This window comes from Ruegeria sp. HKCCD7181 (assembly GCF_057221055.1).
On sequence record NZ_JBWVBC010000007.1, the window covers coordinates 64,096 to 90,039 of the forward strand.

Sequence of the window (25,944 nt, forward strand, 5' to 3'; positions counted from 1 at the left end):
CTCACTGTGTTGCCGCGTCAACAACCGGACGCCACTTGCCTTCGTTTTCGGCCATCCATGCGGCGACAACTTCCTCGACCGAACCGCCGTCCACGTCGATGGCTCCCATCATCGGCTGCTGGTCTTCTACAGCAAGCTGGTAATTGGTCAGGATCTCATAAGCGGCAGGCCACTTTTCTTCCATACCGCTCCAACCGGCTTTGAAAATACGAGACGGCGAGAAGTCACAATCATTTACCGCGTTGGGGTTGGGACCCCAAGCCGGATCAGTGAAGCACGCTTCTTCACCGGCAGGCAGGTCGACGAACTGCACGTCATAAGCCGACATCGCCCAATGCGGCTGCCAGAAAGTAATCAGCAGAGGCGACTTACGCTCGGTCGAAGCGCGCAATTCAGCGATCAAGGCACCTTCGGACCCAGCTGGGACAGCCTTGAACGGCAGCTCCAGCCCGGTCATGCGATCAGCCCCAGGCGTACCCCAATCGGCGGGATAATCAACCAGGCGCCCACCGGGCAACGTTTCAGCCGTTGCGAATACTTGCGCACAGTCTTTCAGAGCTTCCCAAGCAGGCAGGCCCGGGCACAAATCCGCAACGTGCGCGGGGTATGCGATGCCTTCCTTGGCGTCCAGACCCAGATCGCCGATTTCCACAACAGACCCTTCGGCAATTTTCTTCGCATATTCATCCGATACGTTCGAAGACCAGATCTCCAACGTCGCGTCGATATCGCCGTCGGCCAATGCCTGGAACTGGTTCATCATCCCAGCGGTTACGAACTCAACGTTGTACCCTGCTGCTTTCAGCATCTCTCCGGCCACATGCGTCGTCACGTGCTGACCGGTCCATTCGTTGATCGCCAGTTTTATCGGCTCGTCCACAGCACCCATATCAGCCGCACTTGCAGCACCTGCCACGGTCATCGCCAGAAGGCTTACACCCAGTTTTTTCATAAGTTTAACTCCCTGTTTTCCTTTTTGGCCCCTTGCGACAGGCACACCCTGACCAAGGTTTTTTCGGATTACGAAACTATGTCGCAGCATGCACAAATTCTGTCGGAAAAGAAAAGAGAACAGTTGGCTTACAGGTCGAATTACCCGACCCGTCAAACCAACCTTACCTTCCCCACCCCGTATGCATCAATTTGCACGCATCTGGTGTCTCCGTTGTCGTAGGCTGCGGGAAATTGATTGACTAGTCAATTATAAATATCCCAAAATAGATTTTGATGGCCTGCTCGCGCCACTCATCCCACTCTTCAGCCTAGTTTTCTCTCTTGCCAGTCCAGAACAAAGGGACAACACTCGCCGGCATGGAGGGGGCTCGACATGCGCAATTTTGAAGAAATCTATAGTTTGGCTGCCGATCGTCACGGTGGGCCGGATACGTTGGAAGGCAAACTGGCCAAACCAAAATCCAAATCTGAACTGACCGAAATGCCCGATGATCGCTGGCTGTCAATTATAAGCAAGACCGTTTTTCAAGCTGGCTTCAACTGGAAGGTTATTGAGGCCAAATGGGACGGGTTTGAAATCGCATTTGACGGCTTTGACGTTGGACGTTGCGCTTTCATGGACGACGAAAAGTTTGATGCCTTGCTTCAGGACACGCGGATCGTGCGGAACGGTACCAAGATCGAATCCGTGCGCGACAACGCAGCATTTCTGCTGGAACTGCGCAAAGAAGGTGGTGCCGGACAGGTACTTGGTGGCTGGCCCCCAACTGACTACATCGGGTTGCTGGCGATGCTGGCAAAGCGCGGCTCGCGATTGGGCGGGGCTTCGGCGCAATATGCGATGCGTTTTGCAGGGCGGGACAGTTTCATCCTGTCGCGCGACGTCACCGCCCGCCTGATCGCTGAAGGTGTGATCGACAAACCCGCGACGTCTAAAAAGGCAATGGCAGCTGTACAGGAAGCTTTCAACACCTGGATGGAGCAATCGGGGCGTTCTTTGACCGAGATCAGCCGCGTTCTGGCGATGAGTCTGTGAAAACAGCTTGCAGAGTGGGCAGAGCACATTAGGCTTATCGCCATGGTTCGCCCCTTGCTGATTAGTATTCTGATCCTGTTTTCAGCCTGCGGTCGCCCCCTGACCGAGCAAGAACGCGCCTTTGCCGGTAATATTCATGGCGAAACGCTGGATCTCGACCGGGTGCGGCTGGTCGAGGGCGCACCGGTCACCGCAATTACCTACACACGCAAGGTGCGCCCGAGGCTAGCTTGCCGGGAACGCGTCCTACCGCCGGTCAAAGAGGAAACCGTCACCGGGAAGCCGGCAGCCGTCGCCCTGTTCAACCATGTTTACTTCACCAAAGACTGGTATCTGGATGACTACATGAGTCAGTACCCGGATCAGGTGAGCCTGATTGCAGCAATGCTGCTGGCTCATGAGCTGACGCATGTCTGGCAATGGCAGAACCGCCGGACTACCGGGTACCACCCGCTCCGCGCGGCCGCTGAGCATGGCGGAGAGAGTGATCCGTATCTGTTCGACCTCGATTCGTCTCCGGATTTTCTGGCCTATGGGTATGAACAGCAGGGTTCGATCGTCGAGGAATATGTGTGCTGCCGTGCGCTGGACCCGAACGCGCCCCGTACGAAACGCCTGCACAATATGCTTAGCCCGCACTTCGACTTGTCGACGCTGCCGGGCACTCGCCGAGAGAACGACGTGCTGCTTCCTTGGGACGGCGCTAAGGTTCAGGGGATATGCAGCTGAGCCTTTAGTTGCCCTGCAACGTTTTCAGATAGGCAACCAAATCGACAATGGGTTTGCTGGTCAAAATCGGCTGACCCGCAGGGGTCTTAATTGGTGTATCCTGTCCTTCGAAATATGGCCCATAGACTGGCATCGGGCTGCCGTGGCTGACCAAAGGATCCCGTCCGTCGATGCGCGCCACAACGCGGGCCGTTGGGAATACGCCATCATCGTCAGACAGTGTTTTCAGGTTGGTCGGCTGAATAATCAGGACACCGGCCATTGGTCCGTGTCCGGTCGCATCCAAACCGTGGCAGGTTGCACAGTAATGCTGATACAGTTCGGCCCCCACTTCAGCATCCTGGGCCAAGACGCCCTGAGACATCGTCGCAAGAAATGCGATAGAACTTGTCGTGAATAGCCACCTGATCATCGCTTCCTCCACTGCAATCAAACATTTACAGGCTTGCCCGCAGACCGCCATGGCGCAATGATCCAGATCAACAGGTTCAACTTGAAGGGGCAATTCATGACACAATATGCGGCGATCATGCTGGCTGCCGGAATTGGCATTCCAGTCCTCGCAGCGCTGAACGCAGCCCTTGGCAAGTTGATCGGATCGCCCAACACGGCCGCCGTAATCCTATTTGCCATCGCGTTTGTCGCATCGGTGCTGGCCTTGCTCCTGCTGCCAGGCGGTCAGGCTTTCGCCAAAGCCGCCGAAGCCCCCAAACATCTGTTTTTGGCCGGGGTGCTGATCGCGTTTTATGTGCTGTCCATCACCCATGTCGCCCCCCATTTCGGAGTTGGGAATGCGGTGTTCTTTGTATTACTGGGACAGTTGGTCAGTACTGCCGCGATAGACCACTTTGGCCTGTTTGGCGCTCAGATCACCCCGCTGACGCTAATGAGGGCCGGAGGAATTACAGTAATGGCTATCGGTGTCGCGATCACTCAACTGGCTTGAGCACGCCTCCGTCAAGACGAACCATCCGATCCATTCGGGCTGCCAGGTCCAGGTTGTGCGTGGCGATCAGAGCCGACAAACCGGCCTCGCGTACAAGTGTCATCAACGCGCCAAAGACCTGATCCGAGGTCTCAGGGTCCAGGTTTCCTGTCGGCTCATCTGCCAGAAGAACGCGCGGCTCATTCGCCAGGGCCCGGCAGAAAGCTACACGCTGTTGCTCCCCCCCTGACAAGGCAGCTGGGCGGTGATCCGATCTTGCATCAACACCGACACGACCCAGCAGCAACATCGCCCTATCCCGCGCGACCCTTTCGGGCATACCGTTGGCCAGTTGCGGTAACACGATGTTCTCAAGCGCAGTGAATTCGGGCAGCAGGTGATGGAACTGATAGACGAACCCAACGTCCCGACGCCGGATCGCGGTGCGGGTACGATCCCCCTTGCCCGAGGCCGCCTGCCCTGTGATCTCAACCGTACCGGTGTCCGGCGTGTCCAGCAGGCCCGCGATATGCAACAGGGTAGATTTACCGGCTCCCGAAGGTGCAACCAGCGCCACTGCCTCACCTGCGCGCAGCTCCAGATCAACGCCGCGCAGTACCTGCACCTCACCCGGCGTACCTTGCAGATAGGTCTTGGTTAAGCCGTTCAACCGCAGCGCCACATCACTCATAGCGCAACGCCTCGACCGGGTTCAGCCGCGCCGCGCGGCGGGCCGGAAAATAGGTGACAAGAAAGGACAGCCCTAAAGACAGGCCAACAGCCTTGAGCACATCGGACAGATGCAATTCGGCCGGCAATGCATAGATGCCGCGGATCGAAGGATCCCACACACCGCCCCCCATGACATAGTTCACAAAGGAAAAGATCGGGTCGATGTAAAGCGCAAACAAGCAACCAAGAATGACGCCCATCGCAGTACCGATAATCCCTGTAAACGCCCCGCATATGAAAAACACGCGCAGAACAGACCCTTCGCTCAGCCCGATTGTACGCAGGATACCGATATCGCGGCCTTTGTTCTTAACCAGCATGATCAGGCCCGAGACGATATTCATCGCAGCAATCAGAACCAGGATCGACAAGATGATGAACATCACATTGTCCTCGACCTCGAGCGCGCGCAGAAAACCGCCCGAAGCATCCTGCCACGTCCATAGCTGCGGTCGGCCACCCGCAGCTTCGAGGATCGGAACCAGAATTGGGTTCAGATTCTCAGGCTGCTCGACCATAACCTCGATCTCATCGGCAACGCCGTCACGATTGAAAAAGCTCTGCGCCTCGGCAAAAGGCATGTAAACGCGGGTTCGGTCAATGTCATAACGGCCGGCAGAAAACACATAGACGACCTCGTAGGCGTTGACCCGTGGCGATGTGCCGAAGGCCGTCTTGACCCCGTTGGGTGAAGTCACTTTGACCGTATCGCCTACGCTCGCCCCAATGGCCCGCGCAACACCCGAACCGATGGCAATTCCGTCCTCGAACCGGTTCAGATCGCCATAAGCCTGCTCGCTTTCGGCAATTCCTGGTAAGCTGTACAGGTCGTCTGGCCGGATACCAAAAACTTCGACCCCAGTGCTGCGGTCACGGTTCGTCAGCAGAACCTGTCCTTTGACAAGTGGCGCAGCCCTTTCCACGCCCGGCACTTCTGCGATCTTCGTAGCCATATCGTCATAGTCGGCGATGGTGCGATCAACGCGGCCTTGTGAGTCAACCTCACCTGCCGAGTAGACGGTGACATGGGCATTCGCCCCCAAAATAGTGCCTACGAATTCGGACCTGAACCCAGACCGCACCGCAAGCGTGGCAATCAGCGCGAACACAGCCAACGTGATCCCAATCAACGAGATCCACGTCATCACGCTGACGCCCCCCTCGGCGCGACGGGCACGCAGGTAACGCCAAGCTATTTTCCATTCAAAAGGGGCGAAAGGAGGCGGTGTTTTGGCCATTCCTGCTCCGACGATTGTTTTGCCGCGACCCTTTCGGCATTTCGGTGGATGGTCAAGTCGGTTGTGGGATTAAACCAACGTCAAACCGATTGGACGGCCGTTGCTTGCAAAACAGTTCTGGCTGTTTGCTGGTCACAGATACCTCGGCGTTCAAATAACCGGCACAATTGTTCAAGCAACTCGGGCGGCATCATGGAAATCATACGATTATGCAGACCCAGGCATCGGACCTCAGAATGATCCAATCCGGAAATCAGTTCCTTGACCTTTTGTGCTGAATAGGTCGGCCACATACCTAAGGCGTGCCCCTGCGCCTCTTCAAACCACGGCGCATAACCGGATGAGGAGCTGAGGCAGAACGCATTGATCAACATGAACTCGGACGGACGGCGACGCGAGGCAAACAATGCCTGAACAGATCGGTGACGCGCGTTGACTTCCTCTAACAAAGCCAGAAGCAGCGACCTGCGAACAGGATAGGGTGTGGTGAAGGTCGTGGTGCGCGACGGTAAGGGATTCGAGCCCGTCATCCCCAACGCTTCCAGACTATGCCGCAGCCAGTTACGGTGATTGTCCCTGTTCACTTCAAGAAACGGGATCTTGGCGGCACCGCTTCGTGCAAAAAAATCCGAAGGTGAGACTGGTTTCAGAAATATATTCTTCGTGTCCAGGATGACCATGTTCTCGGTCTTTGCAACGCGGGCCGCACCAAGTTTTAGGGCCTGCTGCATGCGATACCCGTTGTTTCCCCGCCATCCTCCTTTGCGAATGAACGGAAATCGAAATCGGTTTTCGATAAATGCGCGGTCCAGAACTGAGCGCCTGAGGGACGGATGTGCGGTTAAAAGGGCTGCGTCGCCGCTTACGACATGAACTTTGGATTTCAGCGGCCCATAAGCATCCAGGATTTCGGCAACTTGTGCCGTCAGTCTCTTCTCATTTGCGTCGTTCAGAATGACATGGATTGATGCCACGTCGCCAGCATCGACAAATTGCGCCATTGAAAGAGCCTGAAGCCTAAGCAGCGGAAAGTCTCTTGAATAGACAATTGTTGCAAAGCTTAACACTGCAAGACCTGACTCAGTAACCTTGTTCGGGCACACCTAGCAGCTTCGTCTCACGGTGCGCAATTCAGTTATTCCACCGTGGAAACCGCGAATCACTTGGCCACACTGCCGTTGGACAATCTTCCGAAAATAGATGCACACCAAAACGACTAAACCCGCAGTTGTGACGCTCTTCACAGACAGAGCGTTATTGTTTCGGTTATGAAGTCAATGTGAACACAGCGCCCAAAACTGAATTCAAAATGCAACATTTATCGAGTAATATTATTTCGCTTTTTGCTTACTTTGGGAAATTTTGACACCCTACAAGTGGGGGAACACATTATCAGAGCGGGGGTCGCTCATGAATTTTGAAAGTGACATTGAAAAAACGGGGTCGAATTTGACCCGCACGGCATCAACAGAATTGGACTGCGAAAGCGCGGCACTTCTACGCGCCGCCATCCGACCGTTATTCGCCAGCGCGGCGAATTGGGGCAATTTGACGGACATCCTGAAAGAAAAAGGCTATCGTCTGGCGTTTCGCGAGGGACGGCTTTGCATCACGGACCGCGCTACCGACGAGCGGATCTGCGGTATGCATTTTCTTGGTCTGGAATTTCGGGAGTTGGTGCGGCGTATGGGCCGCCCAATTGTCGTCGCCCGCGGCAGTCATGCCGATGGCGACGTGTTGGCCGTACGGCCAACACCCGCCGCGTCCTAGGGTTCAATTCCGCGGAAGCCTCCGCCCTTTTCAGGCGGTGTGCTCGTAGATTTCCGCTATCTTGGTAACGGCCGCCTCAGGGCTTAGTTCTTCGCTTTCGCCGGTACGGCGGCTGGTGAGTTCAACTACACCATTTTTCAAACCACGCGGCCCAACAGTAATACGCCACGGCAAACCGATTAGATCCATAGTCGCGAACTTGCCGCCTGCCCGTTCCTTGCGATCATCATAAAGCGGCTCCAGACCCAACGCGGTCAGCGCTTTGTAGATCTTCTCACAAGCAGCATCGGCCTCTTCGTCACCCTGCTTCAAGTTGACAATCCCACAGTGGAACGGTGTTACGCCCTCGGGCCAAATAATGCCTTTGTCATCATGGCTGGCCTCAATAATCGCACCGATCAGGCGGCTAACACCGATACCGTGGCTGCCCATGTGGACCGGAACCGGCTTCCCATCGGGTCCTTGAACAGTTGCCCCCATAGCCTCGGAATACTTGGTGCCGAAATAGAAGATCTGACCGACCTCGATGCCACGCGCCACGCGGCGGCGATCTTCGGGGACCTGATTGAACAGCGCCTCGTCATGGGTTTCGTCGGTGCGGGCGTATTTTGAAGTGAACTCTTCCAGAATCGCCTGACACTGTTCCCGACTATCAAAGTCGATCTCGCGGTCGCCGAAGGTCAGATCGGTGACCGCGCTGTCATAGAAGACTTCGGATTCACCGGTGTCGGCCAGAACCAGGAATTCGTGCGTGTCATCGCCGCCGATGGGCCCAGAGTCGGCGCGCATCGGGATCGCTTGCAGCCCCATACGCTCATAAGTGCGCAGATAGCTGACCAGATGGCGGTTATAGGCGTGCAGCGCGTCCTCTTTGGTGAGATCGAAATTGTAGCCGTCTTTCATATAGAACTCGCGGCCCCGCATCACGCCGAAACGCGGACGGATTTCGTCGCGGAATTTCCACTGGATTTGGTAAAGCGTCAGCGGCAGGTCCTTGTAACTGCTGACGTGGCCCCGGAAGATGTCGGTCACCAGTTCCTCGGCAGTCGGCGTGTATAGCATGTCGCGCCCGTGCCGGTCCTGCATACGCAGCATTTCCTGACCGTAGTCGTCATAACGACCGGATTCGCGCCACAGGTCCGCCGATTGCAGGATCGGCATTTGGATGGCGATGTGTCCGGCCCGCGCCTGCTCTTCGTGGACGATGTTTTCCAGCTTGCGCAGCACTTTGAAGCCCAGCGGCAGCCAGGAATAGATGCCGGCAGCAGCCTGTTTGATCATCCCGGCGCGTAGCATCAACCGGTGGCTGACGATCTGGGCCTCGGACGGGTTTTCCTTGAGAACGGGCAGAAAGTAACGGCTGAGGCGCATAGTTTGACCTTCAAAGGTGAGAATTCGACTTCAAAGCTGCTTATGACAAAGCCCCGCCGGGGGCAATCGGGCATTGGTTAATTTGCGACCTCGGACCAGTCGGATTTTTGATTGACCCGTTAGTCAGGCGCCGGGATGGTATCGCAAACACGAAATACAGAGGCGCAAATGCTGACCATTCAGGAACCCGCACGCGAAATACCAGTTGTGCACAAAACAGAAATTCTGGTCGTCGGTTCGGGCCCAGCTGGGCTGGCTGCGGCGCTGGCGGCAGCACGTGCGGGTGCCGAGGTTTCACTGGTCGACCGCTATGGCTGTATGGGCGGTAATATTACGGCCGTGGGCGTCGAAGGATTCGCTTGGTATCGCCACGAGCAAACGATCGAAGCTGGTGGTATCGGCATGGAATTCGAGACCCGCGCCAAGGATATGGGCGCAGCCGTACCCGAGAGCCAGTCGCTCAGTTACGAGCTGGACAGTGAAGGATTCAAGTTAGTCGCTGACAAGCTGGTCGAAGAGGCTGGCGTGCATGCCATGCTGCACCGCCAATTTGTGGCTCCGATTATGGATGGCGACCGGATCACCGGCATCATCACCGAATCCAAGGCCGGGCGTGAGGCGATACAGGCCAAGGTCGTGATCGATGCCACCGGTGACGCCGACGTGGCCCATCGCGCGGGCGCTCCGACTCATAAAACCCCGCGAGAGGACATGATGGCAGCGTCTGTCATGTTCCATCTGGCCGGTGTCGACAAACGCGCATTCATGGAGGGCGTTAAAGCAGACCCGCAAACCTACAAGGACTGGGGTGGCGGTGGTGAATGGAACATTGAAACCTCGGGCAAAGAGGACGACATGTTTTCGCCCTTTGTGCACAAACCGTTCCAACAGGCAATTGACGAGGGGTTGATCCCCCCACACCTGAACACTATCGCCGGCACATGGGGCGCGATGCACGATACCGGCGAACTGACCTACATGAACCTTATCCACCTTGCAGAAATCGACGGCACCGACCCTGACAGCCTGACACGAGGTGAGATCGAGGGGCGGCGGCAATCCATGCTGGCCATCGAAGCGCTGCGTCGCTTCATGCCCGGTTGCGAGAATGCACGGTTGCGGAACTTTGGCATGACCATCGGCATTCGCGATACGCGCAAGATCGATGCGGTCTACAATATGACCGAAAATGATGCGCGCCATCAGGGCCGGTTTGAAGATACGATCGGCATCTACCCTGAGTTCATCGATGGGTATGGCATTCTGATCCTGCCAACAACCGGCCGGTACATGCAGATCCCCTATCGCTCGATGCTGCCCAAAGGAGTGAAAGGCTTGCTCGTCGCAGGACGTTCGCATGGCGCCGACCGCGTAGCCCATGCCGCAACTCGTAACATGGCATGCTGCGCGGTCATGGGTCAGGGCGCAGGTATTGCAGCGGCGCTGTCGCTTAAGAGCAATCAGGAATTGGATCGACTAAATCTAGCGCCCGTACATCAGGAATTGAAACGACAGGGGGTCAGGATCAACTGATGGACAGCATTCCAACGATAGATATCTCTCCTCTGAAAGACCCAGCACACCCGCAATACGCTGCAACGGTCGAACAGATAATCGATGCCTGTACCAGCATTGGCTTTCTATCGATCACAGGAACAGGGATTCCACTGGAGAAAGTGAACCAGGTACGCACCTGCGCCCGCGAAATCTTTGACGTTCATGAACAAAGCAAGTGGGATCAGGCCATTACCAGGCACAATTATCGCGGCTTCATCCCGATGGGTTTTTTCACGCCCAATGACGGCTCGGGCAAGGCAGACAAATATGAGGGCTACAAACTGCATCACGAAATTGCCGAGGACGCCCCAATTCGGCAGGACTGTTCGCTTTATGGTCCGAACCTCTGGCCAAAGGAGGTTCCGCACGCTCAGAGCGTAATTCTCGGATACTGGCAACTGCTGGACGGTGTCGCAGATCAACTGTTGGGCGCGCTGGAAAGCGGGCTGGACCTGAAACCCGGCATTCTGCGCTGCGCCTTCAAGGACCCTCTGACCAATATGACACTTCTGCATTACCCCCCTCAGGCGCCGGAGGAAGGCGGTTACGGCATTCACCCGCACAAGGACACGGATGCACTTACGATCATCGCACCCGATCCGGTTGGTGGCCTGGAGGTCCAGACCCGGGATGGCGGCTGGATCACACCTGACTGCCCCGCGGGCGGTTTTGTGGTCAACATCGGCGACATGCTGGAACTTTGGTCAGGCGGACGTCTGAAATCGACCCCGCATCGGGTCGTCAACAGATCAGGTCAGGAGCGGTATTCCTTCCCATACTTTGCCGTACCGCGCCATGACGTCACTGTGGAACCGTTGCTGCCACCCCTCCCCAGCTTTAACCGCCCCGCGGTGCATTGCGGCCATTGGTCGGCCGAGATCTGGAGGACCAACTGGCCTGACGAAACCGCTGACGAAGACACACCTGAGCTGGGGACACTACACGACTGATCGGCAAAAACGCCTGAGCCATGAACCGCTTGCATCGCGCGCCTTCATGCGCCAAGAACATTGCAAAGCGCCGCAAACAGGGAAGCGCCATGGCTTTGCCGGTTAAAGATCAGCTCAGGTATTGGGGCGTCGCTACTGCGGTGTTCGTCGTGGTTTTGTATCTACTGGGCGACGTTTTGCTTCCTTTCGTCATCGGAGGGGCAATCGCCTATTTCCTTGATCCTGTGGCAGATCGGCTGGAAACGCTTGGCCTATCCCGCATAGCCGCAACTGGCATTATTACCGTGGTCGGCGTGCTGGGGTTTGTCCTGATGATCCTGATGGTTGCGCCGGCGCTAATCACTCAGTTGCTGGACCTTGTCGACACTCTTCCCAGCCTTTTCAAAGAATTGCGCGCCTTCATTGAGAAACAGTTTCCGTCGTTGCTGGATCAGGAATCCAATACGCATCAGATGTTGGTTTCCTTTGGCGAGACTCTGAAATCAAAGACCGGCGATGTACTGCAAACCGTTCTGTCCTCGCTCGGGTCGGCAATCAACGTTGTGGTTCTGCTGGTTATTGTTCCCGTAGTTGCAGTCTATCTGTTGATGGACTGGGATCGCATGATCGCCCGTATCGGCGATCTGCTGCCACGAGACCACGCGCCAACCATCAAGCGATTGGCCACCGAGATCGATGCAGTTCTGGCGTCCTTCGTCCGGGGGATGGGCACCGTCTGTCTGATCCTTGGTACATATTACGCTGTCGCCCTGATGGTCGTCGGTCTGCAATTCGGCCTGATCGTTGGGTTCATCGCCGGGTTGGTTACGTTTATTCCTTATCTCGGCGCACTGATCGGCGGCACATTGGCGATTGGACTGGCTCTGTTTCAGTTCTGGGGCGACTGGACGCAGATCGGGCTGGTGGCTGGCATCTTTGCCCTTGGCCAAGTGACCGAAGGCAATTTCCTGACCCCCAAACTGGTCGGCAGTTCGGTTGGCCTGCATCCCGTCTGGCTGCTCCTGGCGTTGTCGGTATTCGGCGCATTGTTTGGTTTTGTCGGAATGCTGATCGCCGTTCCCGTAGCCGCAGCCCTTGGCGTGCTTGCGCGGTTTGCGACCGATCAGTATCTCAACAGCCGCCTCTATTCCGGTCGCGACAGGCTTGAGCAGGACGACTAACAATGGCCACCCAGCTGAGTTTCGACCTGCCCTCCAAGACAGCACTGGGGCGTGAGGATTTCTTTGTTTCACCTGCAAACGCTCTGGCGGTAGCAATGATTTCGGCCACATCCTGGCCGGGTAGCAAACTGGTCCTGAGCGGCCCGCCTGGATCGGGCAAAACCCATCTGGCGCATGTCTGGGCTGGCGAAACCGGAGGGCGCATCGTTCAGGCTTCCAAATTGCGCCATGAAGACGTACCCAATCTGGCCCGTACGCCCGTCGCTGTCGAAGATGTCCCCTCAATTGCATCGGACCTCGAGCAGCAAAAGACGTTGTTTCACTTGCACAACCTCGTTCTGGCCGAGGGGCATGCATTGCTTATGACCGGGCGGGACGCGCCAAAACTGTGGCACCTGCCGCTGGCTGACTTGCAGAGCCGCGTTGAAGGGGCACACCACGTTGCACTTGAAAGCCCGGATGATGCGCTATTGGGGGCGGTGTTGGCCAAGCTGTTTACGGATCGGCAACTGAACCCGGGCCCTGATGTTATCTCGTATTTGGTCAAACACATGGATCGAAGTTTTGAAACTGCGGCGGATGTCGTTGAACAACTGGATACTCTGGCGCTCAGCGAAAAGCGTGAAATCACCCGTGCTCTGGCCGTACGTGTATTAAGTACTGCGGCCATTTCGCCCACAGCCGACGATTGACCGAACAACAACGATTTCGCATCCTGTGACCGGAACTGTTGGGGAACCCATGGAACAGACTGCCGTAGCTGAAACCCCGGATTACGGGCCGTTTGGAAAGCCTTTGTTTGACGATCCCGGTGCCAGAGCACTGTCGCGAGTGGGGGTTGTGGATGTCGGTTCGAACTCGGTCAGAATGGTCATCTTTGACGGCGCGGCCCGGTCGCCTGCCTACTTTTACAATGAAAAGGTCATGTGCGAATTGGGCGCAGGATTGTCGGAAACGGGGCGTCTGAACCCCCTTGGGCGCGTTCGGGCGCTGTCAGCGCTGCAACGGTTTCAACACTTGGCCAAAGATTTGGGCCTGCCCGCCTTGCATGCCGTTGCAACTGCCGCCGTACGCGAAGCCAAAGACGGGTCTGAGTTTTGTGAAGAAGTAAAAGAAAAGACAGGCCTGACGATCAACGTCGTCAACGGTGAGGAAGAAGCCCGCCTGTCGGCCCAGGGTGTGTTACTTGGATGGCCCGGCGCCTATGGTCTGATTTGCGATATCGGTGGCTCGTCAGTCGAGCTGGCCGAGATCGGTGACGGTGAAGTCGGTAGCCGTATGACGTCGCCACTTGGTCCACTAAAGTTGCGCGACATCAAAGGCGGACGCCGTGCCCGCAAGGCTCATATCAAGAAAACGCTGGAAGACATGCGTGATCAGATGGGTCCTCAGCGTGACCGCTTGTTTCTGGTGGGCGGCAGCTGGCGTGCCTTTGCACGTTTGGACATGCTGCGACGGGGCTATCCGCTTAACGTGCTGCACGAATACCGTATGACCCACAAGCAGGTCCGCGAAACCATCAAGTTCATCGAAAAGAACGACCCGGATAAGCTGCGCACCAAAGCGGGGGTTTCCAGCTCTCGCATGGCATTGATACCCTACGCGATGGATGTTCTCGCCCGGTTGATCCGTGCGTTCAAGCCCAAGGATATCGCGATCTCGAGCTATGGCATCCGCGAAGGATTACTGTACCAGCAGATGCCGCAACACCTACGTGACCGGGACCCCTTGATCGAGGCCAGCCGCTTTTCCGAGGCCAAGGATGCGCGTCTACCAGGCTTTGGCCGCCATCTTTATGATTTTGTCATGCCGCTGTTTCGTTCGGCCCCGCCGCAAAAGGTGCGGCTGATCAAGGCGGCCTGCCTGCTGCACGATGTCAGCTGGCGCGCCCATCCTGATTATCGCGCCGAAGTTTGCTTCGAATACGTGACCCGGGCCAACATGAGCGGTTTGAAGCATTCCGAGCGCGTATTCATTGGGCTGGCCTTGCAACACCGCTATCGCAATAAACGCGAAGGCAATCGATTTACTCCGCTCTACGAGCTTTTGGATGAGGCGGGCCAGAAACAGGCGGAAATTCTTGGCAAGGCCATGCGGTTCGGTGCCATGCTCTGGATGCAGAATGACGCGGCGATGGGTAAGCTGCGCTATTACCCGAAGAAGCACGAGCTGGAACTGATCCTGCCAAAATCTGCCGCAGCGCTATACAACGAAGTGGCCGAAGCACGGCTCAATTCGCTTGCTGACGCCTTGGAGTCCAACAGCCGAGTAATCATGCGGCGTTGATCCTGTTTGATCAGATGTCGGTGAATCCATCGGACGGCGGATCCACTGGTTCGGGTGGGTGTTCGTTATCCTGTTGTGGCTTTTTCCGGATAATAATGTCGCCATTGGGTAGAAACTCGGGCGCCTCATACACGCTCCAATCCTCGATCTGGGCTGCAAGTTCTGCCAAGGCTGGTCCCATCTCCTGAACAAATGAATGCACGGCTGGACCAAACTGGTCCGCAAGCCCCAGCAATTCATCAAGTGCCGGTTCCATTTCCTTCCGCAATCCTTCCAAAAACAGCTCTGCCCCCTGCTCCATAAGAGATTGGCTGTCATCTTCCTGGGCACTGGCCGGAAGAACCGTGGCAGCACAGGCTGCGCAGATCATCGCGATACGTTGCATGAACAAAATATAGGGGATGGTCGTTCAGGTTGAAAGGTTACAGGTCGATATCCAGCGAGACCGGGAAGTGATCCGAAGCGGTCAGCAAGGCGTCCCTTAGTTCAGGGTTAGACCAACAGGCAGCATCCTGAAACGGGTGCCAGATGCGCCATTCCGGATGTCGGTCGCGCAGATCGTGGCTGATCATGATGTAATCCAGAAGTGCCTCAAGGTATCGCCCCTCATCTGGTCGCGCAAAACGCGCGGTAGATGAAACCGATCCGGGACGCGGGCCATATGCCCGCGCGGCATGCGGATCGTAAAGACCGGATTCCAGCAGTATTTCGACCGAAGACCGCCCGAACAAGTTTTCGAATTCATCCAGGCCCGGGCCGTCGTTGAGATCACCCAGAAGGATAACAGGCTCACCTTTGGCCAGATGCGTCTCAACCCTCCGGGCCAGCCATATTGCCTGCGCCAATTGTTTCCGGCGATTGGCAATCGAGATGCGGATCGCCTCGTCCTTGGTTTCTGCGCCGTGGGGCGCTTTGGACTTGAGGTGCGCACCAATCAAACGAAAAGCCGCACCGTTGGCCAATTCGACGGCCAGCTCCATCGGCGGCTTCGAAAATCTGACCAGATCTTCGGTTGCGTCCACGTCCAGATCAATGCGGAAAACTCCGTCAAATCGCGGAGTATCCGTACTGCCATCTTCGTTCGTTGGGCTTCCAACCGGATCATGCCGAGCATGCAGGATAGCAGGATCAAAGAGCAGCCCCAGTTCCTGATGCGTGTCATTGGCAAACCCCATAACCGCGTGCGTTGTCCTGAGATCGAAAACCTCGGCAAACTGCTGCAGGGCGCGCACCGTGTTTTGAGACTTTCCGGTATTAGGTGCCTCGACGATCAATATCGCGTCGGCGTCCAACGCAGTCAGAACCTTGGCGATGGCTTCGATCTGCCGGGCTTTCGTCACATCATGTCGGCCCGACCAGCTGTCATCAACGATCAAAGCATCATTTCGATCAAACAGATTGGCGAACCATTCGATATTGTAGGTCGCCAGCCGCATCAGCTCAGACCTTGGCCCCGTTTATCTCGTCCCAGGCGCGATTGATGTCGATCATCTTCTTTTCCGCCAGGCGCACCGCCTCTTCCGGCACTCCGCGGGCCATCATCGCGTCGGGGTGGGTATCGCGGACCAATTGCCGCCAGATCTTGCGGATTTCCTGCAAGGGCATATCGCGGGGCACGCCAAGCACTGTATATGGGTCATTCGGCGCATCTGGAACAAACCGCGCGCGCAAGGCCATGAACTGAGTTTCGGTCTGACCGAATATACGGCTGACCTCTTCCAGAAATTCGTTTTCATTGGGATGGTAGAACCCGTCCGCCATTGCAATGTGGAACAAACCTTCCATAAGGTCGCACAGTGTGGTGTTGTCCTCGGCGAACATTCTTGCAATTTTGCGGGCGTAATCCTGATAACCGGCCACATCCGTGCGCGCCATGTCAAAGACCCGCGCAGCTCCTTCTTCGTCATCGCGGGCGATCTGAAAGACCTCGCGAAAGGCCGTCACCTCGTCCCGCGTCACTTGTCCATCAGCCTTGGCCATCTTGGCACCCAGTGCGATCACCGCGATGGCGAAAGCGATAGAACGCTCCGGTGGCGTGCGCAGTTTCTCGAAAACAGCGGTCAGGCTTTCACCTTGGGCGAGCGCACTCAGCGCGTCGGATATGCGGGTCCAGATCGACATGAGCGCACACTAGCGCGCCATGTTGCGACTGTCAGGTGCGACAGATCACTGCGGGGAAAGTATTTTTTGCATCAGAACCAGATCCAACCAGCGCTCCCATTTGCGGCCCACTTCCGGCATCCGCCCGACCTCGACAAAACCCAGGGCCGTGTGAAAGGTCACTGCATCCGGGTTGGCCGATGAAATGCCTGCCACCAAAACATGCACGCCATCCAAGCGGGCTGCCTCCTCTAGAGCAGCCATCAGTGAACGCCCGATACCCCGACCACGCGCTTCCGGGGCCAGTTGGATCGTGTGTTCGCGAGTGTTCGCGTATCCCGGCCCGCCACGAAACGGGCTATAAGTGGCAAAACCCACGACCTGTTCATCCAACTGCGCAACCAGATAGTGCCCCGAACGTGATGCAATGTCGGCAGCAATGCTGTCCGTGGTGCGAGTTTTGGTCGTAAAAGTGACCAACGTGTCCCGGATGATCGCGTTGGTGATCGCAGCGATCGAATCTGCATCCCCAATCCGGGCAGGACGAACGATCATTCCAGCACACGAGTCCCGTGAGGCGTATCAAATTCAGCCTGCATCGCGGCAGGGCCGGAATCGAATTCTACCAGCTCCAAAGGCCCCAGAATGCGGGCAAGATCCAGAGCATCGGGATGATAGACGACCAACCGGCGCAACTTGCACCCGCTGGCCCGCAGCATCTGAGCGGGATGCAGCCCCCCCTTCCACTGGATGAGGGCCGGATAGAGGTTGTCGAATGGCAAGCGCCCGGACGAAGGCACGGCCATCCGCCAGCGTAGTGCCCCCCGATCCAGATCGATTGGCGTAACCGGACCATCAGGCATGGCGACGGTTTCGATATCCGCCACTCGACAAATCCAGTTGGTCAGACGCGCGTCTCCCTCGAACCGATCCAGATCGAACCATCGTGGCTGGTCAGGAGCAGGCGCGTCAGGATCAATGGCAATCGCTTCCAGATACAGACCGTTATCCAACCCGAGCAAACGGTTGTAAGTGCCAAACTTCGCATGCTTACCGCCCTGCTGAAGCTGGACACCGAGGGCTTGCTCAACATGGGCAGTTGCTGCATCTAGTGTTTCGCCTGAAACGGCTATATGGTCCAGCTGCATCGCACACTCCTGTAATTCGAGCAGAAAAGCAGCGCGAAAACGCGCTGCTTTAGATGGCAGAGTCGTCGAAGGCTTTGTACCACAAGATTTTTCTGTGAAAAAACCTGTTCCTGCACAGAGCGCTGGAAGGTCCTAGCCGCGCGCTTCGCCAATTAGACGCAAGATATCCTGTGCTGCCTCGGGGATGTTGGTGCCCGGGCCAAAGATCGCTTTGACGCCATGATCGTACAGGAACTGGTAATCCTGCTGTGGAATTACTCCGCCGCAGATCACGATGATATCCTCTGCCCCTGCTTTTTTCAGTTCCTCGACCAATTGCGGTGCCAGCGTCTTGTGTCCAGCGGCCTGAGACGAAATTCCCACGACGTGCACGTCGTTATCGACGGCATCCTGCGCAGCTTCGGCGGGGGTCTGGAACAGAGGGCCAACATCAACGTCAAAACCGATGTCAGCAAATGCAGTGGCGATCACCTTTGCCCCCCTGTCGTGTCCATCCTGCCCCATCTTTACGACCAGAAGACGCGGGCGGCGGCCCTCGGCCTCGGCGAAGTCTTCGATGGATTTTTGAATAGCGGCGAAGCCCTCGTCACCCTCGTAGGCCGCGCCATAAACACCGGCGAGGGTCTTAACTTCGGCGCGGTGACGGCCGAATTCTTTTTCCATTGCCATGCTGATCTCTCCTACGGATGCGCGGGCGCGAGCGGCTTCAACGGCAGCAGCCAACAGGTTTCCGCCCTCGCGTGCAGTGGTGGTCAATGCGTCCAACGCCGACTGGCACGCGGCCTCATCGCGCGTGGCGCGAATACGTTCCAGCCGCGCCACCTGCGCCTCGCGCACGGCGACGTTGTCGACGTCGAGGATGTCGATTGGGTCTTCCTTTTCCTTACGGTACTTGTTGACGCCGACGATGACCTCGTCGCCACGATCGATCATGGCCTGACGGCGAGCAGCACTTTCTTCAATGCGAAGCTTGGGCATGCCTGAGGTAACCGCTTTGGTCATTCCGCCCATTTCCTCGACCTCTTGCATCAGAGCCCACGCCTTTTCGACCAGCTCATTGGTCAGGCTTTCCACGTAGTAAGACCCGGCCAACGGATCGACCACATCGGTCACGCCGGTCTCCTCCTGCAGCACCAGCTGCGTGTTCCGCGCGATGCGGGCCGAGAAATCAGTGGGAAGAGCAATGGCCTCGTCCAAGGCGTTGGTGTGCAGCGACTGAGTTCCGCCGAGAACAGCGCTCATAGCCTCATAGGCCGTGCGGATCACGTTGTTATATGGGTCCTGCTCCTGCAGGGAAACTCCCGACGTCTGGCAGTGCGTCCGCAGCATTTTGGAGCGTTCGGACTTCGCGCCAAATTCTGTCATGACCCGATGCCACAGCGTCCGGGCGGCGCGCAGTTTGGCGATCTCCATGAAGAAGTTCATGCCGATGGCAAAGAAGAACGACAAGCGACCCGCGAACTTGTCCACGTCCATACCGGCTTCGGTCGCGGCACGTACATACTCGCGACCGTCGGCCAGCGTGTAAGCCAGCTCCTGCACGAGGTTCGCCCCGGCCTCCTGCATGTGGTAACCCGAGATCGAGATCGAGTTGAACTTTGGCATTTCGTTCGAGGTGAATTCGATAATGTCCGAAATGATCCGCATCGACGGATTCGGCGGGTAGATGTAGGTGTTGCGCACCATGAACTCTTTCAGAATGTCATTCTGAATGGTGCCTGACAGCACGGACTTGTCGTGCCCCTGCTCTTCCCCGGCGACGATGAAGCTTGCGAGAACCGGAATGACCGCGCCGTTCATCGTCATCGAAACCGAGACTTTATCCAACGGAATGCCGTCAAACAGGATCTTCATATCCTCGACGCTGTCGATGGCTACGCCCGCCTTGCCCACGTCTCCGACCACGCGAGGGTGGTCGCTGTCATAACCCCGATGCGTCGCCAGATCGAAGGCGACCGAAACCCCTTGCTGACCCGCGGCGAGGTTCCGACGGTAAAAGGCGTTCGATTCCTCGGCAGTCGAGAAACCTGCATACTGCCGGATGGTCCAGGGGCGCCCAGCATACATCGTCGCCTTAACACCGCGGGTGAACGGGCCGAAACCGGGCAGTGACTTCATATGCGGCAGATCAGCAGTATCTTCCTGCGTATAGAGCGGTTTGACGTCGATACCTTCCAGCGTCTCTTTGGTCAGATCGTCCAACGGCCGTCCGCGCAGTTCTTTTTCTGCCAGCGCTTTCCAGTCCTTTGTGTCGGTCATTTCGAATTCCTCTCGTCAATTCGTTCGTAAGCAGGCGCCGTGTCGCCCGATACTGTTTCCTGCAGCAGACACAGCTGGGCCAAACCGTCGGCACCCGATGCCAGCCACGACAAATCATCCGCAAACTTTGCCATCAGCTTCATTTCCTGCCCGCTGTTAGGACACTGCGGTTCTTCGTCTATGTCCTTGTTAAGCCACAAATTCGCCTCCTGACTCGGCGCTTTGCATCTCAGCAGCGTGTCCAACTGCACATCCGGGTGGCCGGCGAATTCCTCGAACGGCAAAACACTCAATGATGTCTGCGGGAAGGCTTGGGACAGATCGGTGACTACTTCCTGCCAACCGCGATGATGCTGCGAAATTTTCGCCCATCTCACATGTGCCCCAAAATCTTTCTTGTTCCGAACCGCGTACCCTGCGACCGAGGACCAATAGGTGTTCAGTGCCCGGATATTCAGAGCGATTCTGGTTACACGACCTTCGAACGCTTCAGCCACCAGCTGCGCCCGCAATCCGGCTTCGGGATAGAGCTCACCCTTGTTGAGGTTCTGCTGCATCATACCCAGGAAATTTTCTTCGCTTATCAACAGTTGCTCAACGCCGCGCGCCTGACACCGGTCCAGTTCACGATGCAGTGCGGCATGTGACGCTGTTGTCATGGACTTCAGCGCACGCAGATCCGTTTCACGCGTGGTTTCTGGTCCCCAGAACGCAACTCTTTTTTGCGCAAGCGCCATGGCGTTGCGGCGCATGTATTCCTGAAAACTGGTAGTCGCACAGCGGTGCGCACCAAAATGCAAGGTGATTTCCATGCGCCTAGCCCACCACGCAGCTTTGCGTTTTGCGATGCAAAGGCATTTTGAACACTTTTTTGACCATCACCTGCATTCCTATAGTCGCATTCGCCAGCGCAGCAGCTATATTCATCAGAACAGGAGGCCCTATGACACGAACGCTTGCCCTTGTTTTTTCGGCACTAATCCCGCTGGCGGCATTGGCCGCGGACGGGTCTGCACCTGCGGACGACGCGTTTGTCCGTCCGGCTGGCGACAGCGAGTTAACTGAATTTCTATGGGTCAACCGCCCCATCGTCGTCTTTGCAGACACACCCGCTGACCCACGCTTCCAACAACAGATAGACATGTTGCTGGAAGGCGAAGACGCGATGCGAGACCGCGATGTAGTGGTTCTCACGGATACAGATCCCGCGTCACGGTCCCCGATCCGGTCGCAATTGCGCCCGCGCGGATTCCAGATGGTTTTTGTCGATAAGGACGGTGTGGTCAAACTTCGTAAGCCGTCGCCATGGAGCGTGCGGGAAATTGGCCGCTCCATCGACAAAACACCCTTGCGCGAACGCGAGATTCGCGAACGGCGCGAGGGCGGCTGAACCGGCACCCAACTGAAGCCACACCACCCGGTTCCCGCGCACGGCGCTGGCTCCATCTGGTTATGTGGCCTCACTGCGAGCATGGCTGGATCACTCGAACTCGATAATCACATCGTCCACCGCCAGGCTATCGCCCGGACCGGCATTAATTTTGGCAACGGTGCCTTTCTTCTCGGCGCGCAGGATGTTTTCCATCTTCATTGCTTCGACGGTGCACAATGCCTGACCTTCCTGTACTTCCTGCCCCACTTCCACGTCGATCTTCACGATTAACCCTGGCATCGGGCAGAGCAGCATTTTCGACGTGTCGGGCGGCAGTTTCTCGGGCATCAGCTTGGCCAATTCCGCCTGACGCGGGGTGCGAACATGCACTTTCAGGTCTGCCCCTCGGTTACGGATGCGGAAGCCGCCGGACACTTTACCAACTTTCAGCACTAACGGGCTGCCATCGACGTCCAGAACAGCAAGTTGATCGCCTGGCGTCCAATCCGAGGTGACACGCATTGTGGTACCGTCCGAGAACGTGACCGACGATCCATCTTTATCGGCGTCGATCGTTACCTCAAAACCATGCCCTTGCAGTGTAACAACCCAGTCTGTGCCGACCTTACGCTCATGATTGTCCATTCGACCCGACACACGCGTGCGCCGGATTTCGGCGACACGGTGCATGGCGGCGCAGGACGCCGCGATACGCTTCAGGTCGGCCTCGGGCAGCTCAACACCTTCGAACCCGTCCGGGTACTCTTCGGCAATGAACGCGGTCGTCATGTCTCCGCTGACAAATATCGGGTGATCCATCACCGCCGATAGGAAAGGCAGGTTGTGACCGATACCTTCGACCTCGAAACTGTCGAGCGCCACGCGCATCGCCTCGATGGCCTGATCGCGGGTCGGGGCCCATGTGCAGAGCTTGGCGATCATCGGGTCATAATACATGCTGATCTCGCCGCCTTCATAGACGCCGGTATCGTTGCGCACCGCCGTTTCCCCTTCGGGTGCATCTCCTTGCCATTTTTCATTGTCCAGCAATGGCCCCGAGGCGACTTCTGCCGGAGGACGGTAGCGGCTGAGACGGCCAATGGACGGCAAAAAGCCGCGATACGGATCCTCGGCATAAAGGCGGTTTTCGATGGCCCAACCGGTCAGCGTCACGTCGTCCTGCGTGATCGAGAGTTTCTCACCCGCAGCCACTCGGATCATCTGTTCCACCAGGTCAACGCCGGTGATCAGTTCGGTCACCGGGTGTTCCACCTGCAATCGCGTGTTCATTTCAAGGAAGTAGAAGTTCTTGTCGCCGTCGACGATGAATTCCACCGTACCAGCGCTGGCATAGTTCACAGCCTTGGCCAATGCCACCGCCTGTTCACCCATTGCCTTGCGGGTTTCGGGATCAAGGAACGGCGACGGCGCCTCTTCCACCACTTTCTGGTTCCGACGCTGGATCGAGCATTCACGCTCACCCAGATAAATGCCGTTGCCGTGGCTGTCACAAAGCACCTGAATCTCGATATGGCGTGGTTGGGTCACGAATTTCTCGATAAAAATCCGGTCATCTCCGAAGGAGTTCGCCGCTTCGTTCTTGGAGGATTGAAAACCTTCGCGCGCTTCCTCGTCGTTCCACGCGATCCGCATACCCTTGCCACCGCCACCAGCGCTGGCCTTGATCATCACCGGGTATCCGATTTCGTTCGAGATTTTCACCGCTTCATCGGCGTCTTCAATCAAGCCCATGTAGCCTGGCACCGTGGAAACGTTCGCGTCCTGCGCAATTTTCTTGGACGTGATCTTATCACCCATGCTTTCGATCGCACCCACCGGCGGGCCAACAAAGGCTACACCCTCAGCATCCAGCGCTTCGGCAAATTTGGAGTTTTCCGACAAGAAGCCATAGCCAGGGTGAACCGCCTGAGCGCCGCTCTGACGGACGGCATCCATGACTTTGTCGATCAGGATATACGACTGGTTTGCAGGCGGCGGACCGATGTGCACTGCCTCATCTGCCATCGAGACATGCAGAGCGTTCTTGTCGGCATCCGAGTAAATGGCGACTGTGCCGATTCCCATCTTGCGCGCGGTCTTGATGACCCGGCAGGCGATTTCGCCCCGGTTGGCGATCAGGATCTTGTTGAACATGGAACGTCCTTTGTCTTGATGTTCTGGAAACGCAAAAACGCCGCTGCAGGGCAAAAGCCCCGCAACGGCGTGTTGCGCGATGACGGTCTGGGCGACGCACGCCCCGAAGAATTATTGTTAGTTACAGTTGTTCTGCGTCTTGCAGTACAAAACGTTGCCCGCGGCACCGACCGCAGCACCGAACAGTGGGTCGGCGCTAAGGACCGCCGCACCGATTGCACCGGCTCCACCGCCAAGTACCGCCTGCTCGCCTGTGGTGTCGCCACAGGCTGCCAGCCCGGCACAGGCCGCCAATACATAGAAAAGTCGTGAGAATCGCATGTTTTCTGCCCCATTAGGTTTCTTGGTGTCTTTTGAGGCAGATGTCGGAAACACGCGTTGTTATTCAATAACAAAGCAGCAAAATTCGCGATTTGCGCAGTTTTTCGCCAGTTTACCCACAAGTTCTGCGCAAAGAAAAACGCGGACAGGTCATTGTGGGGATCACAAGCCTGCCCGCGGAAGGAAGGGGTACGGAATAGTAGGTGCTTGTGCGACGCAGGCAAAGTAGAGCCGCACGGCCTACTCACCTTGCACAGTTCAATTTCTGCCGCCAACCAGACATTTCTTCTCTTTTGATTTCCGGCTGAAACCCGCCAATCGGGCAAAAACGCGCGCAGATTTGCGCCGACGTCCCGCCGTGCAACCTGCATCGCAGTGCGTCTTCCGGCCGTCACATTGCCGTTACAGAACGCCTTCGAAACCTCTGAACGACACCGGTTTCCTTCACGGCCAATAGCGCGTGTCTGACAAAAATTTCTGCGTATGTTTGGGCGCTTGTGAACGCGTTTCACACCTGTGTGAAAAACTGAGCGGCCCGCGACACGATTGCTTGAGAGAATCCGATTTTCTTCTCCCTTTTTAGTGATTTCCATCATCTTTGCATGCGTGGAACGGTGGCGGCGCACACTCGCACACAAGGATTTATCCCCATGAAAATAAAGAGTAAAACCGCTTGCTTGCTTGCTGCCAGCGCGCTTTGCGCGACCTCTACGCAAGCTTTTGCGCAAGATGCTCAGACACAGGCTGAACTGGATGCGCTTCGCGCCCGGGTCGAAGCATTGGAGTCCGCCAATCCCGGCTCGGGAACGGGTGATCTGCGAATCGGAAACACCACACTTGACGTCTACGGATACATCAAAGCCGACTTCTTCTACGACTTCGAATACGATCAGGGCGACACGGCCTTTGTTAACGTGATCGGCGAGCCTTCGGCCGCGACGGATGGCACCTTCGGCGCCACGGTCCGGCAATCCAGGATCGGCCTGAGAACCAACACGCCCTCGGCTATTGGCGACATCAGCGGGCAGTTGGAACTGGACCTTTTCGCATCGAACGGAACGGCTGAGCTGCGGCTGCGTCACGCCAATATCAGAATCGGAGACGCCTGGTTGATCGGTCAGTATTGGACCAATTTCCAACCGCTCGACACATACCCGACCTCGGTTGAATTCAATGGCCCTGTTGGCATCCCCTTCGCCCGGGTTCCACAGGTGCGTTACACAAACAAGTTTGGGGAATACACGACCTTTGCAGCCTCGGTCGAAGAAAACGTCAGCGGATCCAACTCGGATGACCCGGTCCTGACCGCTTCTGCCGAATACAACGACGGCACGTACATTGCCCGGGCTTCCGCACTTTATGGCAAAGCGCAGTCCGGTAGCATCGAGGTCGATCAGACGGGCTTTACGCTGTCCGGCTCTGTTCGTCCGTGGGATGGCGGCCTGTTTCAGGTCAACTATGTCAACGGCGAGGCCCTGGGCCCTTACTTGATCGGTCTGGGTGACCCAATCGTCAACGGTCAGGCCAATGACGTCGACGGCTATACCGTCGAATTCCGTCAAGATATTGCTCCGAAGTGGAACGTAGGGATCGCCTATGGCCGAGAAGACTATGACCTGCCGACCTCGACCGGGACTCTGGCCTTCACCGAGCTGGAAACGATCCACGTCAACGCCTTCTACAAGGCAACCGATAATCTGACACTGAGCGCCGAATACATCTATGGCGAGCGGAACGACGTCAATTCCGGTCAGACTTTCGACGGCAACCGTGTTCAGTTGGCGGCGCAGCTGAACTTCTGACGCATCACACGGGCCCCGCCCGACACAGGGCGGGGTTGCACGGGCTACGCCGCACCCATTCTTGTTTTGCGCCAAACCGC

At 56.9% G+C, this 25,944-nt stretch carries 26 protein-coding genes; 11 read left to right on the forward strand and 15 right to left on the reverse strand.

The features are described from left to right. Position 1: 1 nt before the first annotated feature. A complete protein-coding gene (locus AC2TCY_RS14595) occupies positions 2-952 on the reverse strand; it encodes an ABC transporter substrate-binding protein (RefSeq protein WP_480848387.1) in 951 nt (316 codons plus the stop codon). A gap of 375 nt (positions 953-1,327) precedes the next feature. Here AC2TCY_RS14595 and AC2TCY_RS14600 point away from each other — a divergent pair, with 375 nt between their 5' ends. Next, positions 1,328-1,990: a DNA-3-methyladenine glycosylase I gene (locus tag AC2TCY_RS14600; RefSeq protein WP_480848389.1), complete on the forward strand. Its 663-nt coding sequence runs from the start codon at positions 1,328-1,330 to the stop codon at positions 1,988-1,990. Between the two features lie 42 nt (positions 1,991-2,032). Next, complete coding sequence (locus AC2TCY_RS14605) at positions 2,033-2,719, forward strand: hypothetical protein (RefSeq protein WP_480848391.1); 687 nt, start codon at positions 2,033-2,035, stop codon at positions 2,717-2,719. Positions 2,720-2,723: 4 nt separating this feature from the next. Here AC2TCY_RS14605 and AC2TCY_RS14610 read toward each other — a convergent pair whose 3' ends face one another. Continuing rightward, positions 2,724-3,131 (reverse strand): c-type cytochrome, encoded by a 408-nt coding sequence (locus tag AC2TCY_RS14610; RefSeq protein WP_480848393.1) that lies wholly within the window; start codon positions 3,129-3,131, stop codon positions 2,724-2,726. Positions 3,132-3,227: 96 nt separating this feature from the next. Here AC2TCY_RS14610 and AC2TCY_RS14615 point away from each other — a divergent pair, with 96 nt between their 5' ends. After that, positions 3,228-3,665 (forward strand): DMT family transporter, encoded by a 438-nt coding sequence (locus AC2TCY_RS14615; RefSeq protein ID WP_480848395.1) that lies wholly within the window; start codon positions 3,228-3,230, stop codon positions 3,663-3,665. On the opposite strand, the gene AC2TCY_RS14620 is transcribed toward AC2TCY_RS14615, so the two are convergent. The 3 genes from AC2TCY_RS14620 to AC2TCY_RS14630 form a co-directional block, all read right to left on the reverse strand. After that, complete coding sequence (locus AC2TCY_RS14620; protein WP_480848397.1) at positions 3,649-4,335, reverse strand: ABC transporter ATP-binding protein; 687 nt, start codon at positions 4,333-4,335, stop codon at positions 3,649-3,651. The two genes, AC2TCY_RS14615 and AC2TCY_RS14620, sit on opposite strands and share 17 nt — an antisense overlap. Next, positions 4,328-5,614, reverse strand: a complete 1,287-nt coding sequence (locus tag AC2TCY_RS14625) for a lipoprotein-releasing ABC transporter permease subunit (protein ID WP_480848399.1) — start codon at positions 5,612-5,614, stop codon at positions 4,328-4,330. Before AC2TCY_RS14625 ends, AC2TCY_RS14620 begins: the two co-directional genes overlap by 8 nt. Before the next feature lie 80 nt (positions 5,615-5,694). Then, on the reverse strand, positions 5,695-6,615 hold the full coding sequence (locus AC2TCY_RS14630; protein ID WP_480848400.1) for a DUF6492 family protein: 921 nt from the start codon (positions 6,613-6,615) through the stop codon (positions 5,695-5,697). Positions 6,616-7,024: 409 nt separating this feature from the next. Between AC2TCY_RS14630 and AC2TCY_RS14635 the strand changes: the two genes are divergently transcribed. Then, positions 7,025-7,384: a hypothetical protein gene (locus tag AC2TCY_RS14635; protein WP_480848402.1), complete on the forward strand. Its 360-nt coding sequence runs from the start codon at positions 7,025-7,027 to the stop codon at positions 7,382-7,384. A gap of 30 nt (positions 7,385-7,414) precedes the next feature. Here AC2TCY_RS14635 and proS read toward each other — a convergent pair whose 3' ends face one another. Then, entirely contained in the window at positions 7,415-8,755 is a 1,341-nt protein-coding gene (proS, locus tag AC2TCY_RS14640; RefSeq protein WP_480848404.1) for a proline--tRNA ligase, read from the reverse strand. A gap of 168 nt (positions 8,756-8,923) precedes the next feature. On the opposite strand from proS, the gene AC2TCY_RS14645 reads away from it, so the two are divergent. The 5 genes from AC2TCY_RS14645 to AC2TCY_RS14665 all read left to right on the forward strand — a co-directional run bounded on the left by AC2TCY_RS14645 (position 8,924) and on the right by AC2TCY_RS14665 (position 14,708). Then, complete coding sequence (locus AC2TCY_RS14645; protein WP_480848406.1) at positions 8,924-10,288, forward strand: FAD-dependent oxidoreductase; 1,365 nt, start codon at positions 8,924-8,926, stop codon at positions 10,286-10,288. Next, entirely contained in the window at positions 10,288-11,262 is a 975-nt protein-coding gene (locus AC2TCY_RS14650) for an isopenicillin N synthase family dioxygenase (protein WP_480848408.1), read from the forward strand. The genes AC2TCY_RS14645 and AC2TCY_RS14650 overlap by 1 nt, the downstream gene beginning before the upstream one ends. Before the next feature lie 89 nt (positions 11,263-11,351). Beyond that, a complete protein-coding gene (locus tag AC2TCY_RS14655) occupies positions 11,352-12,422 on the forward strand; it encodes an AI-2E family transporter (RefSeq protein ID WP_480848410.1) in 1,071 nt (356 codons plus the stop codon). Positions 12,423-12,424: 2 nt separating this feature from the next. Further along, positions 12,425-13,114 (forward strand): HdaA/DnaA family protein, encoded by a 690-nt coding sequence (locus tag AC2TCY_RS14660; RefSeq protein ID WP_480848412.1) that lies wholly within the window; start codon positions 12,425-12,427, stop codon positions 13,112-13,114. A gap of 49 nt (positions 13,115-13,163) precedes the next feature. Further along, positions 13,164-14,708, forward strand: coding sequence for a Ppx/GppA family phosphatase (locus AC2TCY_RS14665; RefSeq protein ID WP_480848414.1), 1,545 nt, complete (start codon positions 13,164-13,166; stop codon positions 14,706-14,708). A 10-nt stretch (positions 14,709-14,718) separates the two neighbouring features. Here AC2TCY_RS14665 and AC2TCY_RS14670 read toward each other — a convergent pair whose 3' ends face one another. The 7 genes from AC2TCY_RS14670 to AC2TCY_RS14700 all read right to left on the reverse strand — a co-directional run bounded on the left by AC2TCY_RS14670 (position 14,719) and on the right by AC2TCY_RS14700 (position 21,027). After that, on the reverse strand, positions 14,719-15,093 hold the full coding sequence (locus AC2TCY_RS14670; protein ID WP_480848416.1) for a hypothetical protein: 375 nt from the start codon (positions 15,091-15,093) through the stop codon (positions 14,719-14,721). Between the two features lie 37 nt (positions 15,094-15,130). Continuing rightward, on the reverse strand, positions 15,131-16,144 hold the full coding sequence (locus AC2TCY_RS14675) for an endonuclease/exonuclease/phosphatase family protein (RefSeq protein ID WP_480848418.1): 1,014 nt from the start codon (positions 16,142-16,144) through the stop codon (positions 15,131-15,133). A gap of 4 nt (positions 16,145-16,148) precedes the next feature. Beyond that, positions 16,149-16,829: a TerB family tellurite resistance protein gene (locus AC2TCY_RS14680; RefSeq protein WP_480848420.1), complete on the reverse strand. Its 681-nt coding sequence runs from the start codon at positions 16,827-16,829 to the stop codon at positions 16,149-16,151. Positions 16,830-16,874: 45 nt separating this feature from the next. Continuing rightward, a complete protein-coding gene (locus tag AC2TCY_RS14685; protein ID WP_480848422.1) occupies positions 16,875-17,363 on the reverse strand; it encodes an N-acetyltransferase family protein in 489 nt (162 codons plus the stop codon). Continuing rightward, entirely contained in the window at positions 17,360-17,956 is a 597-nt protein-coding gene (locus AC2TCY_RS14690; protein ID WP_480848424.1) for a VOC family protein, read from the reverse strand. Before AC2TCY_RS14690 ends, AC2TCY_RS14685 begins: the two co-directional genes overlap by 4 nt. A 132-nt stretch (positions 17,957-18,088) precedes the next feature. Then, a complete protein-coding gene (scpA, locus tag AC2TCY_RS14695) occupies positions 18,089-20,215 on the reverse strand; it encodes a methylmalonyl-CoA mutase (RefSeq protein ID WP_480848426.1) in 2,127 nt (708 codons plus the stop codon). After that, complete coding sequence (locus AC2TCY_RS14700; protein WP_480848428.1) at positions 20,212-21,027, reverse strand: hypothetical protein; 816 nt, start codon at positions 21,025-21,027, stop codon at positions 20,212-20,214. Before AC2TCY_RS14700 ends, scpA begins: the two co-directional genes overlap by 4 nt. A 131-nt stretch (positions 21,028-21,158) precedes the next feature. Here AC2TCY_RS14700 and AC2TCY_RS14705 point away from each other — a divergent pair, with 131 nt between their 5' ends. Further along, on the forward strand, positions 21,159-21,605 hold the full coding sequence (locus tag AC2TCY_RS14705) for a DUF4174 domain-containing protein (RefSeq protein ID WP_480848429.1): 447 nt from the start codon (positions 21,159-21,161) through the stop codon (positions 21,603-21,605). Positions 21,606-21,695: 90 nt separating this feature from the next. Here AC2TCY_RS14705 and AC2TCY_RS14710 read toward each other — a convergent pair whose 3' ends face one another. Both AC2TCY_RS14710 and AC2TCY_RS14715 read right to left on the reverse strand, forming a co-directional pair. After that, entirely contained in the window at positions 21,696-23,741 is a 2,046-nt protein-coding gene (locus AC2TCY_RS14710; RefSeq protein ID WP_480848431.1) for an acetyl-CoA carboxylase biotin carboxylase subunit, read from the reverse strand. A 117-nt stretch (positions 23,742-23,858) separates the two neighbouring features. Beyond that, positions 23,859-24,062, reverse strand: coding sequence for a hypothetical protein (locus AC2TCY_RS14715; protein WP_480848433.1), 204 nt, complete (start codon positions 24,060-24,062; stop codon positions 23,859-23,861). A 650-nt stretch (positions 24,063-24,712) separates the two neighbouring features. On the opposite strand from AC2TCY_RS14715, the gene AC2TCY_RS14720 reads away from it, so the two are divergent. Then, on the forward strand, positions 24,713-25,864 hold the full coding sequence (locus AC2TCY_RS14720) for a DcaP family trimeric outer membrane transporter (protein WP_480848435.1): 1,152 nt from the start codon (positions 24,713-24,715) through the stop codon (positions 25,862-25,864). Positions 25,865-25,944: the final 80 nt, after the last annotated feature.

Excerpts from the sequence above, each read along its gene's own strand:
- AC2TCY_RS14595 (WP_480848387.1), bottom strand. The coding sequence starts at position 952 with ATGAAAAAACTGGGTGTAAGCCTTCTGGCGATGACCGTGGCAGGTGCT.
- AC2TCY_RS14600 (WP_480848389.1), top strand. The coding sequence starts at position 1,328 with ATGCGCAATTTTGAAGAAATCTATAGTTTGGCTGCCGATCGTCACGGT.
- AC2TCY_RS14605 (WP_480848391.1), top strand. The coding sequence starts at position 2,033 with ATGGTTCGCCCCTTGCTGATTAGTATTCTGATCCTGTTTTCAGCCTGC.
- AC2TCY_RS14610 (WP_480848393.1), bottom strand. The coding sequence starts at position 3,131 with ATGATCAGGTGGCTATTCACGACAAGTTCTATCGCATTTCTTGCGACG.
- AC2TCY_RS14615 (WP_480848395.1), top strand. The coding sequence starts at position 3,228 with ATGACACAATATGCGGCGATCATGCTGGCTGCCGGAATTGGCATTCCA.
- AC2TCY_RS14620 (WP_480848397.1), bottom strand. The coding sequence starts at position 4,335 with ATGAGTGATGTGGCGCTGCGGTTGAACGGCTTAACCAAGACCTATCTG.
- AC2TCY_RS14625 (WP_480848399.1), bottom strand. The coding sequence starts at position 5,614 with ATGGCCAAAACACCGCCTCCTTTCGCCCCTTTTGAATGGAAAATAGCT.
- AC2TCY_RS14630 (WP_480848400.1), bottom strand. The coding sequence starts at position 6,615 with ATGGCGCAATTTGTCGATGCTGGCGACGTGGCATCAATCCATGTCATT.
- AC2TCY_RS14635 (WP_480848402.1), top strand. The coding sequence starts at position 7,025 with ATGAATTTTGAAAGTGACATTGAAAAAACGGGGTCGAATTTGACCCGC.
- proS (WP_480848404.1), bottom strand. The coding sequence starts at position 8,755 with ATGCGCCTCAGCCGTTACTTTCTGCCCGTTCTCAAGGAAAACCCGTCC.
- AC2TCY_RS14645 (WP_480848406.1), top strand. The coding sequence starts at position 8,924 with ATGCTGACCATTCAGGAACCCGCACGCGAAATACCAGTTGTGCACAAA.
- AC2TCY_RS14650 (WP_480848408.1), top strand. The coding sequence starts at position 10,288 with ATGGACAGCATTCCAACGATAGATATCTCTCCTCTGAAAGACCCAGCA.
- AC2TCY_RS14655 (WP_480848410.1), top strand. The coding sequence starts at position 11,352 with ATGGCTTTGCCGGTTAAAGATCAGCTCAGGTATTGGGGCGTCGCTACT.
- AC2TCY_RS14660 (WP_480848412.1), top strand. The coding sequence starts at position 12,425 with ATGGCCACCCAGCTGAGTTTCGACCTGCCCTCCAAGACAGCACTGGGG.
- AC2TCY_RS14665 (WP_480848414.1), top strand. The coding sequence starts at position 13,164 with ATGGAACAGACTGCCGTAGCTGAAACCCCGGATTACGGGCCGTTTGGA.
- AC2TCY_RS14670 (WP_480848416.1), bottom strand. The coding sequence starts at position 15,093 with ATGCAACGTATCGCGATGATCTGCGCAGCCTGTGCTGCCACGGTTCTT.
- AC2TCY_RS14675 (WP_480848418.1), bottom strand. The coding sequence starts at position 16,144 with ATGCGGCTGGCGACCTACAATATCGAATGGTTCGCCAATCTGTTTGAT.
- AC2TCY_RS14680 (WP_480848420.1), bottom strand. The coding sequence starts at position 16,829 with ATGTCGATCTGGACCCGCATATCCGACGCGCTGAGTGCGCTCGCCCAA.
- AC2TCY_RS14685 (WP_480848422.1), bottom strand. The coding sequence starts at position 17,363 with ATGATCGTTCGTCCTGCCCGGATTGGGGATGCAGATTCGATCGCTGCG.
- AC2TCY_RS14690 (WP_480848424.1), bottom strand. The coding sequence starts at position 17,956 with ATGCAGCTGGACCATATAGCCGTTTCAGGCGAAACACTAGATGCAGCA.
- scpA (WP_480848426.1), bottom strand. The coding sequence starts at position 20,215 with ATGACCGACACAAAGGACTGGAAAGCGCTGGCAGAAAAAGAACTGCGC.
- AC2TCY_RS14700 (WP_480848428.1), bottom strand. The coding sequence starts at position 21,027 with ATGGAAATCACCTTGCATTTTGGTGCGCACCGCTGTGCGACTACCAGT.
- AC2TCY_RS14705 (WP_480848429.1), top strand. The coding sequence starts at position 21,159 with ATGACACGAACGCTTGCCCTTGTTTTTTCGGCACTAATCCCGCTGGCG.
- AC2TCY_RS14710 (WP_480848431.1), bottom strand. The coding sequence starts at position 23,741 with ATGTTCAACAAGATCCTGATCGCCAACCGGGGCGAAATCGCCTGCCGG.
- AC2TCY_RS14715 (WP_480848433.1), bottom strand. The coding sequence starts at position 24,062 with ATGCGATTCTCACGACTTTTCTATGTATTGGCGGCCTGTGCCGGGCTG.
- AC2TCY_RS14720 (WP_480848435.1), top strand. The coding sequence starts at position 24,713 with ATGAAAATAAAGAGTAAAACCGCTTGCTTGCTTGCTGCCAGCGCGCTT.